The organism is Ruegeria sp. C6, from assembly GCF_056537625.1.
Map to the genome: position 1 here is coordinate 1,270,414 of NZ_JBQFRW010000001.1, position 20,621 is coordinate 1,291,034.

Genomic DNA, 20,621 nt, shown 5'->3' on the forward strand with positions numbered 1-20,621 from the left:
CCGATCAACAGGGGCTAACATGGGACTTTTTATTCTAAGGCGTGTGGGGATTATGCTGCTGACAGCATTGTGCCTGACATTCCTGGTCTTCTTCCTTACCAATCTCTACCCGAACCTGGAAAAGCTTGCGAAGACGCAGGGCAATTTCAGGATGTCTGATGAACAGGTCGAGAGCTATCTGGAGAAAAACGGCTACCTCCAGTCCACGCCGATCAAATACGGTGAATGGCTCGGTGTCCTGCCCTCGTTCCGACACACGAATGAGGACGGAACCGTTCAGGGTAGATGTATCCTGCCAGGCAAAACAGCCGAGGAATCTCCGAATTTCTGCGGTATCCTGCAGGGGTACTGGGGATATTCAACTGTCTTCAAGGAAGAGGTCTCTACCGTTGTTGGCAACCGGCTGGCACTGACCGGACGGCTGATGTTCTGGGTGATGCTGCTGATGGTCCCTTCGGCACTTATTCTGGGCATCCTGGCCGGGATGAAGGAAGGTTCGGCCACTGACCGGACGCTTTCAACCTTTGCCATTACGACGACGGCGACCCCAGAATACGTCTCGGGTGTGATCTTCATAGCGATCTTCACATCCTCCGCCGTCGGACTCAAATGGTTCAAAGGCACCGCCACTCAGGCGATGGAGAACCCGACATTTGAGAATTTCTTCTTACCAGTGTTGACCATCGCGCTTTACGGGATGGGCTATATCGCCCGGATGACCCGCGCCTCAATGACCGAGGTGATGACGGCGCAATACATCAGGACGGCGCGTCTGAAAGGCGTGTCATTCCCGAACATCGTCATGAAACACGCGCTGCGCAACGCGCTTATCGCGCCCTTTACAGTCATCATGCTGCAGTTCCCATGGCTGCTGAATGGTGTCGTGATCGTCGAGACCCTGTTCAACTACAAGGGCTTTGGCTGGGCGCTTGTACAGGCAGCGGGCAACAATGACATCCAGCTGCTGCTGGCGATCTCGGTCGTGTCGGTCTTTGTGGTGCTGGTGACGCAGCTGATCTCGGATATCGGCTATGTCTACCTCAACCCGCGCATCCGCATTTCGTAAGGAGGGATAGATCATGGAACCACTTACCTGGACCGGCTCTATCGCCTTCCTGAACCCGCTGTTGATGCTTGCGTTGGGACTGATGCTTTTGTCCATCGTTGTCTGGATGCTGGGAAGTATCGTGCTGCCCGAAGATCAGATGATTGTGAATGCCGATGGGACGCTCAGTTCGAGCTCTGGCCTGAGAATCCTGATACAATCGGCGCTGCGCTATAGCTTTTTGGCAAGTGTGGGAATCGCGGTGGCGTACATTGTCCTTGGCATCCTGATGGGGACCAGTGCTGGCATCATCGGCGCTATCTCTCAGCAGTTTCTGCCCGTCTGGCTGTCGCTGATCATCCTTTATGCGATGTCGATTGCGTTCAAGCGCAAGCTGGGCCTATATGGCAAGCTGTTCGACAGCCCCATTGGTATGATCGGCTTTGGCCTTGTGATGTTCTGGGTGTTCACCGGCATATTTGGCGCACTCGATCTGATCGTAACCCACGATCCCCTGTCGCAGGTCTCGGGTATGAAGAACAAAGTGCCGGGCACCCCGCTTCCCAATCTGGAGGACGGTCAATACGCTTGGTATTTGCTGGGTGGAGATAACCTCGCGCGCGACGTCTTTAGCCGTATGGTTAAAGGTGCTTGGATCGTCGTGCAGATCGCGCCGCTGGCGACGATGTTTGCCTTCATGGTCGGTATCACTCTGGGTCTACCCGCAGGCTACTATGGCGGGCGTCTGGATACGCTCCTGTCATTCCTCGCGAACCTGATCCTGGCCTTTCCCGTGATCTTGCTGTTCTACCTTTTGGTAACGCCCGAGATCGTAGCGACCGGCGTGCCGAACTATATGGCGGCGATCCTTTTCGTGTTCCCGATCATCTTCCTCGGCGTTCTGCTGAATTCGCGTTTCTATACGCGTCCCAGTTTTCGAACGCCTTTGTTGATCGGGGTTCTGGGTGTTGCGCTCTGGCTCTACCTGTCGCTGATTTCGACCGGTGGCTACATCATCAACACCGACAGCTACCGCATCTGGGGTCTCCCGACCTACCTTGATCTGTTCGATATTCCAGGCGGTATTCTGGTGGTGTTCGTCTCGGTGGTCTTCGTGAACTCACCGACCGTGTTCCGCATCGTGCGCGGACTGGCGCTGGACATCAAAACTCGCGACTATGTGGCTGCGGCCCAAACGCGCGGCGAGGGTCCATGGTACATCATGCTGTGGGAAATCCTGCCCAACGCGCGTGGCCCGCTGATCGTCGATTTCTGCCTGCGCATCGGCTACACGACCATCCTACTTGGAACCTTGGGTTTCTTCGGGCTGGGGTTGCCACCGGAAAGCCCCGACTGGGGCTCGACGATCAACGAGGGGCGCAAGCTTCTGTCGATCTATCTACATCCCGCACTGCCGCCCGCGCTGGCATTGCTGTCGCTGGTTCTTGGCTTGAACCTGCTAGCGGATGGTCTGCGCGAAGAAAGTCTGAAGGACTGATTGTGATCGAGGCCGGGGGCTCTGCCCCCGGGCCCCCGAGATATTTTTAGCCAGATGAAGGGGAACCCCCGGACTCTCGCGAGGAGTAATAAGATGAACAAACTGGCGGATTATGACGGGCCAATCCTGGAGATCGACAAGCTTTCGATTTCCTTCTTTACCCGCCTTCGTGAGATCCCTGCCGTGATGGATTTCTCGGTCAGTGTGCAACCCGGCGAAGCCGTCGGTTTGGTGGGTGAATCAGGTTGTGGGAAATCTACCGTTGCGCTGGGTGTCATGCAGGATTTGGGCAAGAATGGCCGCATCGTCGGTGGCTCGATCAAGTTCAAGGGGCGTGATCTGGGTGAAATGACCACCGAAGAGCTGCGCGACATACGTGGCAATGAAATCGCGATGATCTATCAGGAGCCGATGGCCTCGCTGAATCCGGCGATGAAGATCGGCAAACAGCTGATGGAAGTACCAATGATTCATGAGGGCGTTGGTGCCGAAGAGGCCTATGCTCGTGCGTTGGAAGTGGTCACCGATGTACGCCTGCCCGACCCTGAGCGGATGCTGAACTCGTTCCCGCATCAGCTGTCAGGCGGTCAGCAGCAGCGGATCGTGATTGCGATGGCGCTGATGTCGAAACCTGCCTTGTTGATCTTGGATGAGCCAACAACCGCTCTGGACGTGACGGTCGAGGCCGCCGTGGTCGAGTTGGTCAAGGATCTGGGCAAGAAATACGGCACCTCGATGCTGTTCATTTCGCACAATCTGGGTCTGGTGCTGGAAACCTGCGACCGGCTGTGCGTGATGTATTCAGGTGAAGCCGTCGAGCGTGGCTCGATCAAGGATGTATTCGACGAGATGCAGCACCCGTATACGCAGGCGCTGTTCCGCTCGATCCCGCTGCCGGGCGCTGACAAGAACTCGCGCCCACTGGTCGCCATACCTGGGAACTTTCCCCTGCCCCATGAGCGGCCTCCGGGATGTAACTTTGGTCCGCGCTGCGACTATTTCGAAGAAGGCCGCTGTGACGCCAAGGATATCCTGATGGAGGCGGTACCGGGCAACGACCGACACCATACGCGATGCTTGAAATTCCAGGAAATCGACTGGAACGCGCCAATCACCGTTGGTGAGCAGAAAGAGAAAGGCGAGATTGGCCGGACTGTTCTGAAAATGGATAACCTCAAGAAATACTATGAGGTGGCTGCGAATGCATTGTTCGGCGGTGGTGAGACCAAAGTGGTCAAGGCCAATGAGACGCTAAGCTTTGAAGCGCATGAATCCGAGACGCTTGCCATCGTCGGCGAATCCGGTTGCGGCAAATCCACTTTTGCGAAGGTCTTGATGGGGCTGGAAACGGCCACCGACGGGCAGATCCTGCTGGACAATCGCAATATCGAGGACGTGCCCATCGAAGAACGCGACGCCAAGACCGTTGGCGAAGTGCAGATGGTGTTTCAGAACCCGTTCGACACGCTGAACCCGTCGATGACCGTAGGCCGTCAAATCATCCGGGCGCTGGAAATCTTTGGCGTCGGTGACTCCGAGGCCGATCGCAAGAAGCGGATGCTGGAACTGCTGGATCTCGTGAAATTGCCCCGCGCCTTCGCGGACAGGATGCCACGCCAGCTATCAGGCGGTCAGAAGCAGCGCGTCGGTATCGCCCGCGCCTTTGCCGGTGATGCACGGATCGTGGTTGCGGATGAACCGGTTTCGGCGCTGGACGTATCCGTACAAGCTGCCGTTACGGACCTGTTGATGGAGATTCAGCGCGAGCACAAAACCACGCTGCTGTTCATCAGTCACGACCTTTCAATCGTACGCTATCTCAGTGACCGTGTGATGGTGATGTATCTGGGGCATGTGGTTGAACTGGGCACCACCGATCAGGTCTTTAGCCCACCCTATCATCCCTACACCGAGGCATTGCTAAGTGCGGTTCCAATCGCGGACACATCGATCGAAAAACAGCACATCGTGCTTGAGGGCGATATCCCCTCGGCCATGAACCCGCCGCCGGGTTGCCCATTCCAAACACGCTGTCGCTGGAAATCAGAAGTGCCGGATGGGCGATGCGAATCCCATGTGCCCCCGGTGCAAACACTTGCGGATGGTCATCAGGTGAAATGTCACCTTGCCGAAGACATTCTGGCCAAAATGGAGCCGGTTATCAAAATTGCGGCCGAATAGATCCGCGCAAACGAAAGAGAAGGGCCGGTCAAAACCGGCCCTTTCAATTTGCGTCACGTTTAGTGGGGAGACAGGCGACGCAGGTCGTGGGTGAGTGGCAGTTTCTGATCGTAATCAGCCCGTCATCACGTTGTTGCCGAAGTGCATGAACTCCTGATTCATACCCGCCACATCTCCGGCTTCCAGTTTTAGACTGGCGCTGTCGAGCATCTTGTAACTCTGCTGGCTTTTGACCCAATCGTCTGCGGCCTGCAGCGTCGTAAGCGTGTATGACGTAACCTCATTGAGGTAGTGCGTCGGGATGATGATCTTGGGCTTGAGCTTGGCGACAATATCGTTGCCCTGATCGAAGCTAAGGATGTGTTCCGATCCGTCGACGGGCAAAGTCAGCACGTCTACCTGTCCTATAGCATCCCAGAACTCCTGAGGCGGATTGTGGCGGTTGTCGCCCCAGATCAAGGTGCGAATGCCTCCGGTTTCGACAAGGTAGACCACCATGTCCATATGTCCGACGTTGTTGGGCGGACAAGCTTCCGCGCCAAACTCGGCCAAGGCGTTGGTCCATTCGTACCAACCCGGCGCAACGCAGGCATGTTTGTCAGCAAAACCTGTGATCTTAAGATCAGCAAATTCAAAATTGCCCGCCATCCTGTCTAAAACCATTGTGGAACTTGGTCGCTCGATAGCGTCATGGTCAAAATGAGCATGAGTGGACATGGTGATATCAACTGGGATCTGCGGGAACTCGTTGCGGAACCACAGGCCCCATGCGCCGGAGGGATCATCGCGCCAAGGATCAAACAACACGGTCGCTCCGTTTGGAGAGGTAATTTTGATCGCGCAGTGACCGTAATAATCGATTCCAACCGCTCCCGTGCTTGCCTGACCAGTTGAGCCCTGTAGATCGATTACATGGTTATTATTGCCAGGCTGCAGCCAGGCCTGCGATTGCGCGTCGGCCGGTTTGCTACCCAACAGTGAGGCCCCTGCACCGACGCCGGCGGCCCCGGCAGCCATAAAGAACGATCGACGCGACAGACCACTTGCCAATGTGTCGCGTTCTCCGTTTAGAATTGTGGGTTTCAGATCTTTGCGATCCATTTTTTATCCTCCCGAGTTGAAAAGGCCCGGCTTGGTCCGCACCCTTGCGACCAGCCTAGCGCGCGTGGCACAGGTTGCTCAGATCAGAAAAATCGGGGGGGAATATGGGGGAAATCCCCATATTCAGAAATCACGAAATCGACAAAAGATGGCTTCGCAAGTTCTGGTCACGGCCTTCGAGGCCAAGTTTTCGACGAATATTGTTACGATGAAAATCAATTGTAGAAGTTTCGCGCGACATCGCCCGGGCGATATCTTTCGTGGTTTTGCCCGACATGACCAGCTGAGCAATTTCGATCTCGGTCGGCGTCATGACCGAAAACGCATCCGAAAGCTTGTCGGAAATCATTGAAGTAATCTCTTGCAGATTACGCTCGGCTAGTTCCAGATAAACTTGCGAGGCGTCGCCTTCAGTCAATTGCCCGCGCAACTTGTCCAGATAAGGCAACACCATCGTGCGAACCTGATCTACGATATCCTGATCCCGGTCTTTCCGATCGTCGTCCAAACTGGTCAACAGCACCCGTAGCGCCGTGTTTGTTTCCTGCAGCTCCCGCGTCCTCGCCGCGACGCGGTGCTCCAGTTGCGCCAGAGTTTCATTCAACTTCACTTCCAGCGCTCGGCGCAGGTAAACCTCTTGGATCAAAGCCAAATCCGATTCAACCATGCGCGCAAACTGTGCCAAACCTTCACGAAACAACAAGGCCCGGCGATTGCGGTGACGGTCCAAGACGCAGATTGTTCCGAATACCGAACCATCCGGCCACTTCAGCGGAAAACCGATATAGAAGGACATGCCATGCTCCATGTCCTCATTGTCGCTCCAAGCCGGGTCACAGGTTGCGTCCTCGACAACAAATTCGCCGTCGCGTTCCAGAACGCCCTGACAATAGAGCTTCGGGTTCAGTCGAAAATTCATGCCGACCGGGTATGGGTTTTCTGGATGATCCGATGTGATCAGAACCGCATGATCCGGCGCTTCGGTCTTCATGATCAGAGTGGCGGGCACATCGGCCAGCTGCGAAACAAGGTCGACCAAACGCTGCCAGTTCGCCATTGTTTCGGGCGGTATGTTGGGTCGATCTTGGATCATCGCAATTCGCACCAGTCCGAAAAGTTATCCAATCAGACTAGGACAGCGTTTGGCGGTAGATCAAGAAACAGACACGCTGCGGCGCAGCTAGCCCCCCCAGATCACTTTTACGTAGTTCTGGGTTTCCTTGTAGGGTGGAATTCCGCCGTGCTTTTCAACTGCTTTGGGCCCTGCATTGTAAGCTGCCAGTGCAAGGCGCCAAGACTTGAACTTGCGGTATTGCCAGGAAAGATAACGCGCACCACCCTCCAGATTCTGGATCGGATCGTGCGGATTGACGCCAAGCAGCCGCGCGGTCTGGGGCATCAGTTGCGCAAGACCCAAGGCCCCTTTGTGGGATTTGGCATTCGGGTTCCACCCGCTTTCTTGTTGAACAAGTCGCAGGAAAAGTTCTTCCGGCACGTTATGTTGCCGCGCTGCTTTTCTGGCATGATCCAGATACTGGCCTCGATAGTTACCAGAGTAACGCTTGACGAATTTCCCACGCTCGGTCTTGGGTTTAAGCCGTTCAGAGCCGCGATATTGCGTAGCGGCCCGATTATCCAAAACCTTGGATTGCTTGAGGAATATCGCCTTGCGATTCTTGGTGGACAGCGTTTCTGCCTGCGTCGCGAACGACGTCAGACAAAGACCCAATACCGAGATACCACCGACCAGAAAACGCATTAATGCCAATCCTGCACCCTCAACAACCAATCAGATTATAGTTAAATCAGCCGGAAATGAAAGCTTGGTTAAGACAGTCCTAATGTTTTCCTGCTCACCGTTGCACGATCAATCATGTTTCAACCAAGTCGTAGCCCGTATAGGGTCAGCAGCAGAATACAGCGCCAGATTCGGGCGCCATCCAGTCAGAGTAAAACGAGGGAATATATGGCGGGTTCAGTCAACAAGGTCATTCTGATCGGCAATCTCGGTGCCGACCCCGAGGTGCGATCGTTCCAGAACGGTGGTAAGGTGTGCAACCTGCGCATCGCAACATCAGAGACATGGAAAGACCGCAACACTGGTGAGCGTCGGGATCGAACCCAATGGCACACAGTCGCCATCTTCTCGGAACCTCTGGTTCGCGTTGCCGAGCAGTATTTGCGTAAAGGCAGCAAAGTCTATGTCGAGGGCCAGTTAGAGACCCGCAAGTGGCAGGATCAGTCGGGGCAGGATCGCTATTCGACTGAGGTTGTCCTGCGCCCTTACCGCAGCGAGCTGACTATGCTGGATGCCCGCGGTGAAGGCGGCGGCGGTGGTGGTGGCTATGGCGGTGGTCAGGCCGGAGGAGGCTATGCTGATCCCTATGGTGGTCAGTCCAGCGCCCCTGCCCCTGCATCCGGCGGCATCGATGACGACGAGATTCCGTTCTAAACCAAACGGAGAAACAACATGGCATGGTCCTTCTCACTTGGCCGATTGCTCGGCTCGGAACTGAGGGTCCATGTCACCTTCTTCCTGCTGCTCGCCTGGGTTGGTTTTGCAGCGTATTCCAGCGGCGGTTGGCCCGCTGCGCTCAACAACATCCTGTTCGTTCTGGCTTTGTTTGCCTGTGTCGTCGCGCATGAATTCGGTCACGCGCTCATGGCAAAGCGATACGGGATTCGCACCCCTGATATCACTTTGCTGCCAATCGGTGGACTGGCACGTCTTGAGCGGATGCCAGAAAAACCGATGCAGGAGGTTTGGGTCGCCTTAGCAGGCCCGGCCGTAAACGTCGTCATCTGGGCCATCCTCGTGGTTTTAGGCGCGGGGATACAACTTGGATCGCTGGCCCAGATCGACTCGGCAGGCACGAACCTATTGAGCCGTCTGGCCTATGTGAATCTGCTGCTGGCGGCCTTCAACATGATCCCGGCATTTCCGATGGACGGCGGGCGTGTATTCCGCGCCTTGCTATGTATGAAGATGGAACGTGCCAAGGCAACGCGGATCGCCGCCCTTGGCGGTCAGATCGTAGCGGTCGGGCTTGGTTTTCTGGGGCTGACCTCTGGCAACCCAATCCTGGTTCTGATCGCCGTATTTGTCTTCATTGCCGCGAATTCCGAAAACCAGGACGTTGCGCTACGTTCGGTTGCGCGTCGTGTGAAGGCCCGGGATGCGATGATCACCGAGTTCAAGGCGTTGTCGCCCGATGATACGTTGGCGACGGCGGCTCAAGCGGTCATTCATACGACCCAGCACGAGTTTCCGGTCTTGGCCGAGGATGGCAGCCTTTTGGGTTTTGTCACCCGTGACCGACTGTTTGCAGCGTTAGCAAGCGACCATCCTCGATCCGAGCCTGCAGCGTCGATTATGGATAAGAACATACCACAAGTCGCACTCACCAGCGGTTTGGATCAAGTTCTGAATGGCCTGCATAAAGGTGCACCTGCAATTGCTGTTTGTACCAAATCGGGACACATGGTTGGCTATATCACCCGCGAAAACATCGGCGAGCTGATGGTAATCCAGGGGCGCTGAATTTCAGCAGGCGGCCAGCGCATCATCAAGCACCGAGACCACTGTCTCGCGCGGCACTTCTGAAGTGACGAATGCCTGCCCGATGCCTCGTGCCATAATGAAACGCAACTGGCCATCCACGACCTTTTTGTCCTGCGCCATCAGATCGACCAGTGTTTCTGCATCCGGCAGTTCACCCGGAATATCGGCCAGATCAGTCTTCATGCCCATGGCGCGCAAATGCGCCCTGACACGGCTTGGATCTTCTTGCGGGCAAAGCCCCAGCCGAGAAGAAGTTTCAAACGCCAGCGCACAGCCGATGGCGACACCTTCACCGTGCAGCAATCGATCAGAATAATCGGTCGCAGCCTCAAGCGCGTGGCAGAAAGTATGACCCAGATTGAGCAGCGCCCGGTCGCCCTGCTCGGTCTCGTCGCGCGCCACGATATCGGCCTTCATCTGAACCGAACGTGTGACGGCCTGCACGCGCGCCGCCATGTCGCCGGATGCTAACAGAGGCCCGTTGTCTTCAAGCCACTCAAAGAACTGGGCATCGCCCAACAGTCCATATTTGACGACTTCGCCATATCCGGCGAGAAAGTCCCGCGTCTGTAAAGTACCCAGCACGTCCGTGTCGGCCAACACCAGTGACGGCTGGTGAAACGCTCCAATCAGGTTCTTGCCCTGTGGCGAATTGATCCCGGTCTTGCCGCCAACCGAGCTGTCGACCTGTGCTAGCAGCGAGGTAGGTATCTGAACAAAGCGCACCCCGCGCCGCATAACCGCAGCAGCAAAACCCGCCAGATCACCGATTACACCCCCACCTAGCGCAACGACGATGTCGTTCCGTTCGACCTTCTCTGCCAGCAACCATTCCACAGCGCGCTCAAAATGCGGCCAGCTTTTGGTCGCTTCACCTGCCGGAAGCGCCAGCGCATTCATCCCGACCCCGGCTGAGGCCAGACCATCGCGCAGGGCGTCCAGATGCATACCAGCAACCGTTTCATCGGTCAGAACTGCAACGCGGGGGCGCTTTAACAGCGGGGCAATCCGTTCCCCAGATTGCGCCAAAAGGCCGGGGCCGATCTCTACATCATAAGAACGCTCGGCCAAATCAACATGTACGGTTTGATGCATTAAATTCGTTCCAAAATATCAGGGCGCGTCACCAATGCGGCAATCACCCGATCCACCATATCTTCGATTGCGGTTTCGCCATCTGAGTCAGCCACCAGATCGGCCTGTTCATAGATCGGCACGCGCGCCTCGTACAAACCGCGCAACGTTGCATACGGGTCTGCCGTACGCAGCAACGGGCGCGTGTCTTTATGTTTGACGCGATTCCACAACACGTTCAGATCGGCCCGCAACCACACAGATGCACCGCGGTCTGAGATCATATTTCGATTGCCTTCTGCTAGAAACGCGCCGCCTCCGGTCGACAGGATGCCTTTTTCCTCATCCAGAAGCCGCCCGATGATCTGGCTTTCCTTGCTGCGAAAGAACGCCTCGCCATCGCGGGCAAATATCTCGGGGATGGTCATGTTGGCCGCCGATTCGATCTCGGAATCGCTATCGAGAAAGGGAACGCCGAGCCGAGCCGCCAGAGCCCGGCCCACCGCAGTCTTTCCAGCCCCCATCATTCCGACCAAAACGACGGTTTTGTGCAGTTGAAATTGCGCCGCTGTGTCGGAACGCACCGTGTTATGCTTAATTTCGCTCATTTCGTCGTGAATGACGTGATCTTAAGAAAAATGCTAGTTATAACTTGGGCAAAAGCAAAAATTGAGGCAGCGTTCACCCATGGGCCGTTTGATCAAGTTCCTGATTTACCTCATCTGCCTGTGTTTCATCGGGCTGGTTGGGTATGCCTATGTCGGGCCGTTTTTTGGTGCGGACTTTTCCGCTCCTCAAAGTGAAGTCCGCGAACCGGTCATCTTGAATGCCGACTAGAACCACTCTTCTGGCGTTTTTTCTGGCCGGAACTGCGCAGGCACAATCGACGGAGCCCTTGTCGATCATTGACTGGCTGACCGACCCCCCAGAAAATCTGCCGGGCACAGTGCTGATGGAACCGCCTGTGACCCAGACAGGGTTGCAGCCGGATATTCAGGTCACCCCGCTTGAGGCGCTGTCGCCACCGCTGGGTTTGGTGGCCTCTTCCGTCACGGGTCTGCCGGTCAACTTGTGGCAGAACAGCGATGCAGATCGCTTGGCGGAACTGATCGCGCAGGTGCGGGTCAAGTCCAACCCCGCTATGCAACGGCTGCTGTTCACCCTGCTCCTTTCCGAGGCACGTCCCCCGAGCGGAGGACAGGCAGAAGACAAATTGCTGATGGCGCGACTGGACCGCCTTATGCAATTGGGCGCATCCGATCCGGTACAATCTCTGGTTCAGCTGGCCGGTCCGACCGATACGCAAGCTCGTTTCAAACGCTGGTTCGATGCGACGTTGCTGACGGGTGACGAAGACCGGAGTTGTACGGCGCTGATCGCGCAGCCGAATTTGTCTCGGGATTACGCAGCGCAAATATTCTGCAAGGCCCGTCGTGGAGATTGGGCGTCAGCTGCGCTGACACTCGAAGCCGCTCATGCGCTGCAGGTGCTGCCCGAAGACCAGCTTGCGTTGCTCGATCGCTTTCTCAGCCCGGAATTGTTCGAAGGGGCTGAGTATCTTCCTCAGCCCGACGACCCGAATCCGCTAACGTTCCGTCTGTTCGAAGCCATTGGTGAACGTTTGCCCACGGCTTCGCTGCCACGGGCGTTCGCCAATGCCGATCTGCGCGATGTGGCGGGCTGGAAAGCCCAGGTCGAAGCTGCTGAACGATTGACGCGGATTGGGGCGCTGACACCCAATCAGTTGCTTGGCCTGTATACCGAACGTTCGCCGGCTGCTTCGGGCGCCGTGTGGGATCGCGTGGCAGCCATTCAACGGTTCGAAACCGCATTGGGAACCGGAAATCCCGATGCGGTTTCCAAGACTTTAATTGAGGTTTGGGCCCAGATGAAGTCAGTCGGGCTTGAGGTTCCGTTTGCCGAACTTTTTGCCCCGCGTCTGGCAGCAATGAAACTATCTGGTTCGGCCGCCGAGAATCTGCGGTGGCGTATTCTGCTGTTGTCCGAGCTTTATGAAGACGCGGCACAAGATGTGCCTGAAGGTTCCGATGCGAATATGTTTCTGGCCGCCCTGGCGCAGGGCGATCCGCAGCGCGCACCGTCACCAACCCCTCTGGCGGATGCCATTTCGCAGGGCTTTGCTTGGTCCGCGCCCATCCCTTCGGATATCGACGGGCTTCTGAGCAACGATCAATTGGGCGAAGCCATTCTGGAAACGATGCAATTGTTCGCCCATGGCGCGCGCGGCAATCTGGTCGACCTGACCGCTGCAATCGCTGCGTTCCGCCGCGTGGGTCTTGAAGACACCGCACGTCGGGCCGCGTTGCAGTTGATGATCTTGAACGGGGCTTGAGCATGACCGCGCCCGCGTCTCAGGAGCTGTGGATTTCCACCTTCCTCGAAGCGCAAGCTGCTGAGCTTGGCGCCGCCACCAACACCCTGCTCGCCTATGGCCGGGATCTGAAAGATTTCTCTGATTGGTTGACGCGTCGCAAATCGGGCTTTTCCGAAGCGGATCGCGATCGGATTGAAGGTTACCTGATCGATTGCGATGCGCAGGGCCTGTCGCGCTCGACAAGGGCACGGCGGTTGTCGGCGATCAAACAATTGTATCGATTTGCTTTCGAAGAAGGCTGGCGCGAAAGCAACCCGGCCATCCAGATCAAGGGACCAGGGCGCCCCAAGCGATTGCCTAAGACACTGGACGTGCCCGAAGTTGACCGCCTGCTTGCGGCAGCACGGCGCACGGGTCGTTCCGACGCAGACAAAATTCGCAACACGTGCCTGATGGAACTGCTCTATGCGACGGGGATGCGGGTGACAGAACTGGTATCGCTGCCGGTCAGTTCGGCCAGAGGTGATCCCCGCATGCTGCTGGTCCTCGGCAAAGGCGGGAAAGAGCGGATGGTTCCGCTGTCCCCCCCTGCCCGCGAGGCGTTGGCAGACTGGCTGCAAGCCCGCGATGCGGCCGAGGAAAAAGCCGTTTCCAAAGGGGGGCAAGCGTCGCGTTTCCTGTTCCCGTCGCGCGGGAAATCCGGTCACCTGACGCGGCATCGCTTCTTTCTGCTGGTCAAGGAACTGGCGATCGAAGGCGGTGTTTCGCCTGAAAAAGTCACACCTCATACGCTGCGCCATGCGTTTGCGACGCACCTGCTGGCCAATGGCGCGGATTTGCGCTCGATCCAGACGCTGTTGGGCCATGCAGATGTGGCGACAACCGAGATCTATACGCATGTTCTGGATGAGCGCCTGTCGGAACTGGTGTTGGAACACCACCCGCTGGCCAAAGACGACACCACAGATCAGGGCTAACCCCTTGATTGGTAGGGCCCGCACCCCCATAACGATTGCAGCAACACGAACAACCTAGGACCAATGGAACCCACTCCTTCTCTGCTTGATGGCGCATTCTGGATCACGACAGGATCCATTCTTCTTCTCCTTGTCCTATCGGGCTTTTTCTCGGGCTCCGAAACTGCGCTGACCGCATCATCGCGTGGCAAGCTGAGAGCGCAGGCTGACAAAGGCTCGCGCGGGGCGAAAAAAGCGCTGGAAATCACCGATGATAACGAACGTCTGATCGGCTCGGTCCTTCTCGGCAACAACCTTGTCAACATCCTTGCCGCTTCGTTGGCAACCGCCCTGTTTACCCGCCTGTTCGGCGAAAGCGGTGTGGCGCTGGCGACGCTCGTGATGACCCTTCTGGTGCTGATCTTTGCCGAGGTGCTGCCCAAGACCTACGCGATTACCAACGCCGAAAAAGCCGCCGCCTTGGTGGCACCCGTTATCAGCGTCGTCGTAACGGTGTTCTCGCCGGTGGTGGCTGCCGTCCGACTGCTGGTGCGCGGTGTATTGCGCCTGTTCGGCGTACAGATCGACCCTGATAGCAACATCCTTGCGGTCCGTGAAGAAATCGCTGGCGCATTGCAACTGGGCCATTCCGAAGGTGTGGTCGAAAAAGAAGATCGCGACCGTATTCTGGGCGCGCTCGATCTTGGCGACCGCGCGGTGGAAGAGATCATGCTTCACCGCTCGAATATCGAGATGATCGATGCGGATGACGAACCCGAGGCGATCCTGAAACAGTGTCTGGAAAGCCCACACACCCGCCTGCCTGTGTTCCGTGAAGAACAGGAAAACATCGTGGGTGTCGTGCACGCCAAAGACTTGTTCCGCGCAATGTATGCGCAGGTAGGTGGCGCCGATGGTGATCCAGAGCGGCTTAAGAATTTCGACATCGCGAAGGTTGCCAACGATCCTTATTTCGTGCCCGAAACCACCACTCTGGACGACCAAATGCGTGAGTTTCTTCGCATGCACAGCCATTTCGCGCTTGTTGTTGACGAATATGGATCGCTGCGCGGGCTGATCACGCTGGAAGATATTCTGGAAGAGATCGTGGGCGAGATCGCAGACGAGTTCGACATCGACGAAGATGTCCCAGTTACCCGATCTGACGACGGCCAGTATCTGGTCGAAGGCGCGATGACCATCCGCGACGCCAACCGCGCGCTAGACTGGTCGCTGCCGGATGAAGAAGCCAACACGCTGGCCGGGTTGGTGATCCACGAGGCTCAGATGATCCCCATTGTGGGCCAAGTATTCTCGTTCCACGGTTTCCGGTTTGAGGTCACGGCCCGCGAAGGCAACAGGATCACCGCCCTCAAGGTTCGTCCTCTCTAAGCCCTACAGCATGCGTATTCAGCAAACGACGCGCGGTGTCGCGAACGGAACAGTAATACGCCAGAGCCCTCGGCAGGCTCGGCCAAAAGCCGAGGGAGAAACATCGTGAAAACCACCACCCGTGTCGCAGTTATCGGAGGCGGCGTTGTCGGATGCTCGGTCCTCTATCACCTGACCAAGCTCGGTTGGTCGGATGTGATGCTGCTGGAACGGTCTGAGCTGACCAGCGGTTCGACCTGGCATGCGGCGGGCGGGTTTCACACCCTGAACGGTGACACAAACATGGCCGCCCTGCAGGGTTATACCATCCGGCTGTACAAAGAGCTGGAAGAGATCACGGGCATGTCGTGTGGCCTGCACCACGTCGGCGGCGTCACGCTGGCCGACAATCAAGACCGGTTCGACATGTTGCTCGCCGAACGCGCCAAGCACCGATTCATGGGTCTTGAGACCGAGATTGTCGGGCCAGAGGAGATCAAGAAAATTGCTCCGATCACCAATATCGATGGCATCCTTGGTGCGCTTTATGATCCGCTGGACGGGCATCTTGATCCGTCCGGTACAACACACGCATACGCCAAAGCCGCACGTATGGGCGGGGCTACGATCGAAACCCATTGCATGGTGCGCGAGACCAACCAGCGCGCGGACGGAACTTGGGACGTGGTGACCGACAAGGGTACAATTCACGCCGAACATATCGTCAATGCGGGCGGATTGTGGGCGCGCGAGGTCGGTGCGATGGCCGGGATCTACTTCCCGTTGCATCCGATGGAGCATCAATATCTGGTCACCGATAACATACCCGAGATCGAGGCCATCATCGACGCAGGTGGCGAGCACCCGCATGTGATGGACCCCGCTGGCGAAAGCTATCTGCGGCAGGAAGGGCGTGGACTGTGCATCGGCTTTTACGAACAGCCCTGCAAACCTTGGGCGGTCGACGGCACCCCGTGGGAGTTTGGCCACGAACTGCTGCCCGATGACTTCGACAAAATCACCGATAGCATCGAATTCGCCTACAAACGCTTCCCTGTTCTCGCTGAGGCGGGTGTCAAATCCGTCATCCATGGGCCGTTTACCTTTGCCCCGGATGGCAACCCTCTGGTCGGTCCGGTGCCTGGCGTGCGGAACTACTGGTCAGCCTGCGGTGTCATGGCCGGTTTCAGCCAAGGCGGTGGTGTTGGCTTGACCCTTGCTCAATGGATGATCGAAGGCGAACCCGAACGCGATGTGTTTGCCATGGATGTGGCGCGGTTTGGCGATTGGATCAGCCCGGGCTATACGCGCCCCAAGGTGATCGAGAATTATCAGAAGCGGTTCAGCGTCGCTTATCCGAACGAGGAACTGCCAGCAGCGCGTCCCAACCGAACCACACCAATGTACGACATCTTCAGCGATCTCGGTGCCGTTTGGGGGCAGCAATACGGGCTGGAAGTACCAAACTACTTTGCCCAAGGCGATGAACCGGATTTCGAGACACCCTCGTTCCGCCGTTCCAACGCCTTTGAGGCCACCGGCCGCGAAGTTCGTGCCGTGCGTGGAGGTGTTGGGATCAACGAAGTCCACAATTTCGGAAAATACCGTATTACGGGTGCCGGTGCTCGTGAATGGCTGGATCGCATCATGGCGGGCCGCATACCCAAACCAGGCCGCGTTTCACTGACACCAATGTTGTCGCATAAAGGTAAGCTGATCGGCGATTTCACCGTCTCCTGCTTGGGCGACGACCTGTTTCACCTGACCGCCTCCTACGGCAGTCAGGCATTTCATATGCGCTGGTTCCTGAAAAACCAGGACCATGGCGTGGGCATCGAGAACATCAGCGACCGGTTGAATGGGTTTCAGATCGCAGGCCCCAAGGCCACCGAGGTTTTGTCGGCCTGCACCCGAGAAGCAGTCAACTCGCTCAGGTTCCTCGACGTGCGCGAGATGACAATTGGCATGACGGGCTGCATCGTTCAGCGTGTCAGCTATACCGGCGATCTGGGTTATGAGATTTATTGCGACCCAATGGCCCAACGGCAACTCTGGTGGAGTTTGTGGCAAGCGGGTCAAGCCCATGACATGACCCCATTTGGCATGCGCGCAATGATGAGTCTGCGTCTGGACAAGTTCTTTGGCTCGTGGATGCGAGAATTTTCACCCGACTATACAGCGGCAGAAACCGGGTTGGATCGGTTTATCTCATTCTCCAAGAGCAGCGATTTCATAGGCCGAGCAGCGGCCGAGGCCGAGCGCGCATCTGGCGCTGATCGCCGCTTGGTGGCTTTTGAGGTCGACGCGGCAGATGCAGATGTAAACGCGTACGAACCGATCTGGTTAGATGGCGTTGTTGTCGGCTTCTGTACATCTGGTGGGTATTCGCACTTTGCGGGCAAGTCGATTGCGATGGGGTTCCTCCCGACTGAACAGGCCACCGAGGGACGTGCGGTTGAAATTGAAATTCTAGGTCAGATGCGCAAAGCGCGTGTCATCACGACCCCACTTTTCGATCCCGATGGCGCAAGAATGCGGGGATGACTTATTAATCCACCGACGGCATGCTTGCGAAATGACCCAGATTCCCATCATCCTGCTCGCTGCCGGGCAATCCAGCCGCATGGGTGGTGCTGATAAGTTAATGCAACCGATTGAAGGCGTGCCGCTTCTGCGCCGAGTGGCTCAGCGGGCGCTTGCCGCAGGTCACGTTATCATCGCCCTGCCCCCGGCCCCACATCCCCGATATACGGTGCTGGAGGGCCTCGATGTTCAACTGGTCGAAATCCCAAATGCGCAAGAAGGCATGAATGCCAGTTTGAGAGGTGCAATGGCCTCCGTTCCAACAAATGCACCTGCGGTCATGATCCTGTTATCGGACCTTCCGGACCTCACAACCCAAGACCTGAACAGCGTTCTCCGATCAGTCAAAACCCACCCTGACAATCTGATATGGCGTGGGGCTACTGACGAAGGCGCTCCCGGCCATCCTGTCGTCTTTGATCGTTCTCTATTTTCAGAGCTTTCGGAACTGAACGGTGACAGCGGCGCGCAGATTGTCGTGCAACGCTACAAGGGCAAGGTTCATCTGCATCGCCTGCCCGCCCAGAATGCGCTGCTTGATTTGGATACACCCGCCGATTGGACCCGTTGGAATGCGGGCCGACCGCAAAAGCAGCCCCTCAAATAAACGCGACCCGGTCAATAATGACCGGGTCGCATGCCCAAAAACAGGACTACCACTTTCACCAATCTCTAAAGCGCGGTCAGATCGCCAATCAGGCTTCCCGACGTTGTGCCGCTGAACCTAAACAAGACCCCCTCGTTAACATGCCGCTCAGCGCTATGGAGACTGAGATGCGCCTTTGACACCCCCTAGTGCCTAAGGCCCCCCTCACTTGGGCAACTCCAATGTCGCTGATCCGATGCGTTCAAACAATGTAAAATTGGATGAAATGGTAAATTTCAGCACAGGCGCACTGGCTTTTGAGCAACAATGCAACACTCTGGATTCTACCAATGGTTGCATCGACTTATACTTTTTCCAGAAGTTTCCGTCAGTTGCGCACTTAGAATACGGCTAACTTACCTATTTCAAAGGCATCGACGGGCGTGCTCGAAATTTGAACACTCCATCTCACGCAACTTTTAGGAGAAGTATTTTTGAGACCGCAAAAGCGTCGTTTCTTTGTTAACAAAAATGAATCAATTCAATGCTTTTTCGAAATTATTGACTTTATCGGCAACAATCCACCGATTCGCCACATAGCACCCAAGCTGATTCTTGCTACCCGAGCACCTTGAACGGAGTCATTAAAGCGGCGAAACGTGGCGAAATTAAGGTTTCTTAATATTTCTCTCAGGATATCCCAAGGTTGCCAGTGCATCTCCTGTCTCAATGCGCGGGATCAACCGCCGAAATAGACAGGAGTCAAAATGAGCATCCGTAAATCCTCACTGCTTATTCCACGCACATCCAGCTGGATGGGAGCTACCGCACTGGGCGCGGCCATGATGGCCACCACCGCCCTGCCCGCAATGGCAGACGAGGCTCTGGCCGATCTGGTCGAAACCGTCTCGCCTTCGGTGGTCACGATCACCGCCAAGCAAGATGCCAAACCACGCCCCACACAAGGTCAGGAGTTCGACCTCGAAAACCATCCCTTTGGCGAGTTCTTTAAACGGTTCGGCGGTCCTGAAGGATTTGACATGCCGCAGCGAGGCCCCAGCCAGGGTTTGGGATCAGGCTTTGTACTTGATAAGGCGGGATACATCGTCACCAACCACCACGTTGTCGACAACGCCAGCGAAGTGACCGTACGTCTGAGCGATAACCGCACATTCGAAGCTGAAATCGTTGGTACAGATCCGCTTACGGACATCGCCGTGCTTAAAATCGACGCAGGAGAAGACCTGCAAGCCGTTCAAATGGGTGACAGCGACGTCATTCGCGTAGGCGAAGACGTCGTCGCCATCGGCAACCCGTTTGGCCTGAATGCAACCGTTACGACCGGTATTGTTTCCGCGAAGGGGCGCAATATTTCGGAAGGCCCCTACGCCGAATTCATCCAGACCGACGCTGCTATCAACAAAGGCAACTCGGGTGGTCCGCTATTCAACATGGATGGTGAGGTGATCGGTGTGAACTCGGCGATCTATTCGCCCAGCGGCGGCTCAGTCGGGCTCGGCTTTGCGGTGACTTCGAATATTGTAGATCACATCACGGCTGATCTGCGCGATGACGGCGAGGTCAGCCGCGGTTGGTTGGGAGTGTCGATCCAGAATGTCAGCCCCGAACTGGCTGCTGCGATGGGTATCGATACGGCAACAGGTGCACTGGTATCGGATGTTGTACCGGACAGCCCGGCCGATGGCGTACTGCAGCAAGGTGACGTGATCCTGACCTTCAATGACGAAGCCGTTGATTCCAGTAGCGATCTTCCGATCCTGGTTGGCACGACCAAGGTAGGTACTGATAGCACGCTGACTGTTCTTCGAAATGGCAAAGAAGAACAGATCGAACTGACAATCGGTCAGCATCAGTCAGCCTCGGCGGCGACCGATAGCGTGGTTGAAGACAAGTTCGAAGGTACGTCGCTGGGCGTAACCGTGGCACCGCTGACCGAAACCGCCCGCGCCGAGATTGGCGTGGCCGAGAACGTCGATGGTGTTGTTGTCACTGATCTGGAGCCCGAAAGCCCCGCGGCCAAGGCCGGATTGCAGCGTGGTGATGTGATCGTTCGACTGGGCAATCTGGATACCGTCACGCCAGACGCTTTGAAAGAAGCGCTGGAGAACGAAAAGACGGATCCAGCTCTGGTTTTGATCAATCGCGGTGGCAACCAGATCTTCGTCGCGGTCGAAATCGCCTAACCCTACACCTAAGCGCGCCACATGATGGGGAAATCTGGAGCGCTTATTCTGGCAGGCACGGATTGTCCACGTGCCGCCGGAACAGCCGGGTGCACCTTTGCACCCGGCATGTTTTTTTCAAAGAG

General features: G+C 56.6%; 17 protein-coding genes. 12 read left to right on the plus strand and 5 right to left on the minus strand.

Features of this window, described 5'->3' with window-relative positions; all coding sequences use genetic code 11:
• Positions 1-19 precede the first annotated feature (19 nt).
• The 3 genes from ACR0MJ_RS06335 to ACR0MJ_RS06345 all read left to right on the plus strand — a co-directional run bounded on the left by ACR0MJ_RS06335 (position 20) and on the right by ACR0MJ_RS06345 (position 4,724).
• The gene (locus ACR0MJ_RS06335; protein WP_170393299.1) at positions 20-1,066 is read left to right on the plus strand and encodes an ABC transporter permease; all 1,047 of its coding nucleotides are present in this window, start codon (positions 20-22) and stop codon (positions 1,064-1,066) included.
• Between the two features lie 13 nt (positions 1,067-1,079).
• Positions 1,080-2,543 carry an ABC transporter permease gene (locus tag ACR0MJ_RS06340; RefSeq protein ID WP_480759950.1) on the plus strand — a complete coding sequence of 488 codons (1,464 nt, stop codon included), beginning with the start codon at positions 1,080-1,082 and terminating at the stop codon, positions 2,541-2,543.
• Between the two features lie 93 nt (positions 2,544-2,636).
• The gene (locus tag ACR0MJ_RS06345; RefSeq protein WP_170393301.1) at positions 2,637-4,724 is read left to right on the plus strand and encodes a dipeptide ABC transporter ATP-binding protein; all 2,088 of its coding nucleotides are present in this window, start codon (positions 2,637-2,639) and stop codon (positions 4,722-4,724) included.
• A 114-nt stretch (positions 4,725-4,838) separates the two neighbouring features.
• Here ACR0MJ_RS06345 and ACR0MJ_RS06350 read toward each other — a convergent pair whose 3' ends face one another.
• The 3 genes from ACR0MJ_RS06350 to ACR0MJ_RS06360 all read right to left on the minus strand — a co-directional run bounded on the left by ACR0MJ_RS06350 (position 4,839) and on the right by ACR0MJ_RS06360 (position 7,584).
• Positions 4,839-5,825 carry an MBL fold metallo-hydrolase gene (locus ACR0MJ_RS06350; protein ID WP_480759953.1) on the minus strand — a complete coding sequence of 329 codons (987 nt, stop codon included), beginning with the start codon at positions 5,823-5,825 and terminating at the stop codon, positions 4,839-4,841.
• 130 nt (positions 5,826-5,955) lie between these two features.
• Positions 5,956-6,918: a LuxR C-terminal-related transcriptional regulator gene (locus tag ACR0MJ_RS06355; protein WP_480759957.1), complete on the minus strand. Its 963-nt coding sequence runs from the start codon at positions 6,916-6,918 to the stop codon at positions 5,956-5,958.
• An 87-nt stretch (positions 6,919-7,005) separates the two neighbouring features.
• Complete coding sequence (locus ACR0MJ_RS06360) at positions 7,006-7,584, minus strand: lytic transglycosylase domain-containing protein (RefSeq protein ID WP_170421251.1); 579 nt, start codon at positions 7,582-7,584, stop codon at positions 7,006-7,008.
• Positions 7,585-7,791: 207 nt separating this feature from the next.
• Between ACR0MJ_RS06360 and ssb the strand changes: the two genes are divergently transcribed.
• Both ssb and ACR0MJ_RS06370 read left to right on the plus strand, forming a co-directional pair.
• A complete protein-coding gene (gene ssb / locus ACR0MJ_RS06365; protein ID WP_480759961.1) occupies positions 7,792-8,277 on the plus strand; it encodes a single-stranded DNA-binding protein in 486 nt (161 codons plus the stop codon).
• An 18-nt stretch (positions 8,278-8,295) separates the two neighbouring features.
• Positions 8,296-9,366: a site-2 protease family protein gene (locus ACR0MJ_RS06370; RefSeq protein ID WP_170510331.1), complete on the plus strand. Its 1,071-nt coding sequence runs from the start codon at positions 8,296-8,298 to the stop codon at positions 9,364-9,366.
• A gap of 3 nt (positions 9,367-9,369) precedes the next feature.
• Here ACR0MJ_RS06370 and aroB read toward each other — a convergent pair whose 3' ends face one another.
• Together aroB and ACR0MJ_RS06380 are read right to left on the minus strand one after the other, a co-directional pair.
• A complete protein-coding gene (gene aroB, locus ACR0MJ_RS06375; protein ID WP_480759965.1) occupies positions 9,370-10,482 on the minus strand; it encodes a 3-dehydroquinate synthase in 1,113 nt (370 codons plus the stop codon).
• Complete coding sequence (locus tag ACR0MJ_RS06380; protein WP_170405283.1) at positions 10,482-11,069, minus strand: shikimate kinase; 588 nt, start codon at positions 11,067-11,069, stop codon at positions 10,482-10,484. Before ACR0MJ_RS06380 ends, aroB begins: the two co-directional genes overlap by 1 nt.
• A 79-nt stretch (positions 11,070-11,148) precedes the next feature.
• On the opposite strand from ACR0MJ_RS06380, the gene ACR0MJ_RS06385 reads away from it, so the two are divergent.
• From ACR0MJ_RS06385 to ACR0MJ_RS06415, 7 genes are all read left to right on the plus strand, one after another.
• A complete protein-coding gene (locus tag ACR0MJ_RS06385; protein ID WP_170393309.1) occupies positions 11,149-11,298 on the plus strand; it encodes a hypothetical protein in 150 nt (49 codons plus the stop codon).
• Entirely contained in the window at positions 11,288-12,814 is a 1,527-nt protein-coding gene (locus ACR0MJ_RS06390) for a hypothetical protein (RefSeq protein WP_170635616.1), read from the plus strand. Before ACR0MJ_RS06385 ends, ACR0MJ_RS06390 begins: the two co-directional genes overlap by 11 nt.
• Positions 12,815-12,816: 2 nt before the next feature.
• A complete protein-coding gene (locus ACR0MJ_RS06395; RefSeq protein ID WP_480759970.1) occupies positions 12,817-13,773 on the plus strand; it encodes a site-specific tyrosine recombinase XerD in 957 nt (318 codons plus the stop codon).
• A 63-nt stretch (positions 13,774-13,836) separates the two neighbouring features.
• On the plus strand, positions 13,837-15,144 hold the full coding sequence (locus tag ACR0MJ_RS06400) for an HlyC/CorC family transporter (protein WP_170393312.1): 1,308 nt from the start codon (positions 13,837-13,839) through the stop codon (positions 15,142-15,144).
• Between the two features lie 105 nt (positions 15,145-15,249).
• Positions 15,250-17,667, plus strand: a complete 2,418-nt coding sequence (locus tag ACR0MJ_RS06405; RefSeq protein WP_480759973.1) for a GcvT family protein — start codon at positions 15,250-15,252, stop codon at positions 17,665-17,667.
• 31 nt (positions 17,668-17,698) lie between these two features.
• Positions 17,699-18,313, plus strand: a complete 615-nt coding sequence (locus ACR0MJ_RS06410) for a nucleotidyltransferase family protein (RefSeq protein ID WP_170645923.1) — start codon at positions 17,699-17,701, stop codon at positions 18,311-18,313.
• 746 nt (positions 18,314-19,059) lie between these two features.
• On the plus strand, positions 19,060-20,496 hold the full coding sequence (locus tag ACR0MJ_RS06415; RefSeq protein WP_170421237.1) for a DegQ family serine endoprotease: 1,437 nt from the start codon (positions 19,060-19,062) through the stop codon (positions 20,494-20,496).
• Positions 20,497-20,621 lie beyond the last annotated feature (125 nt).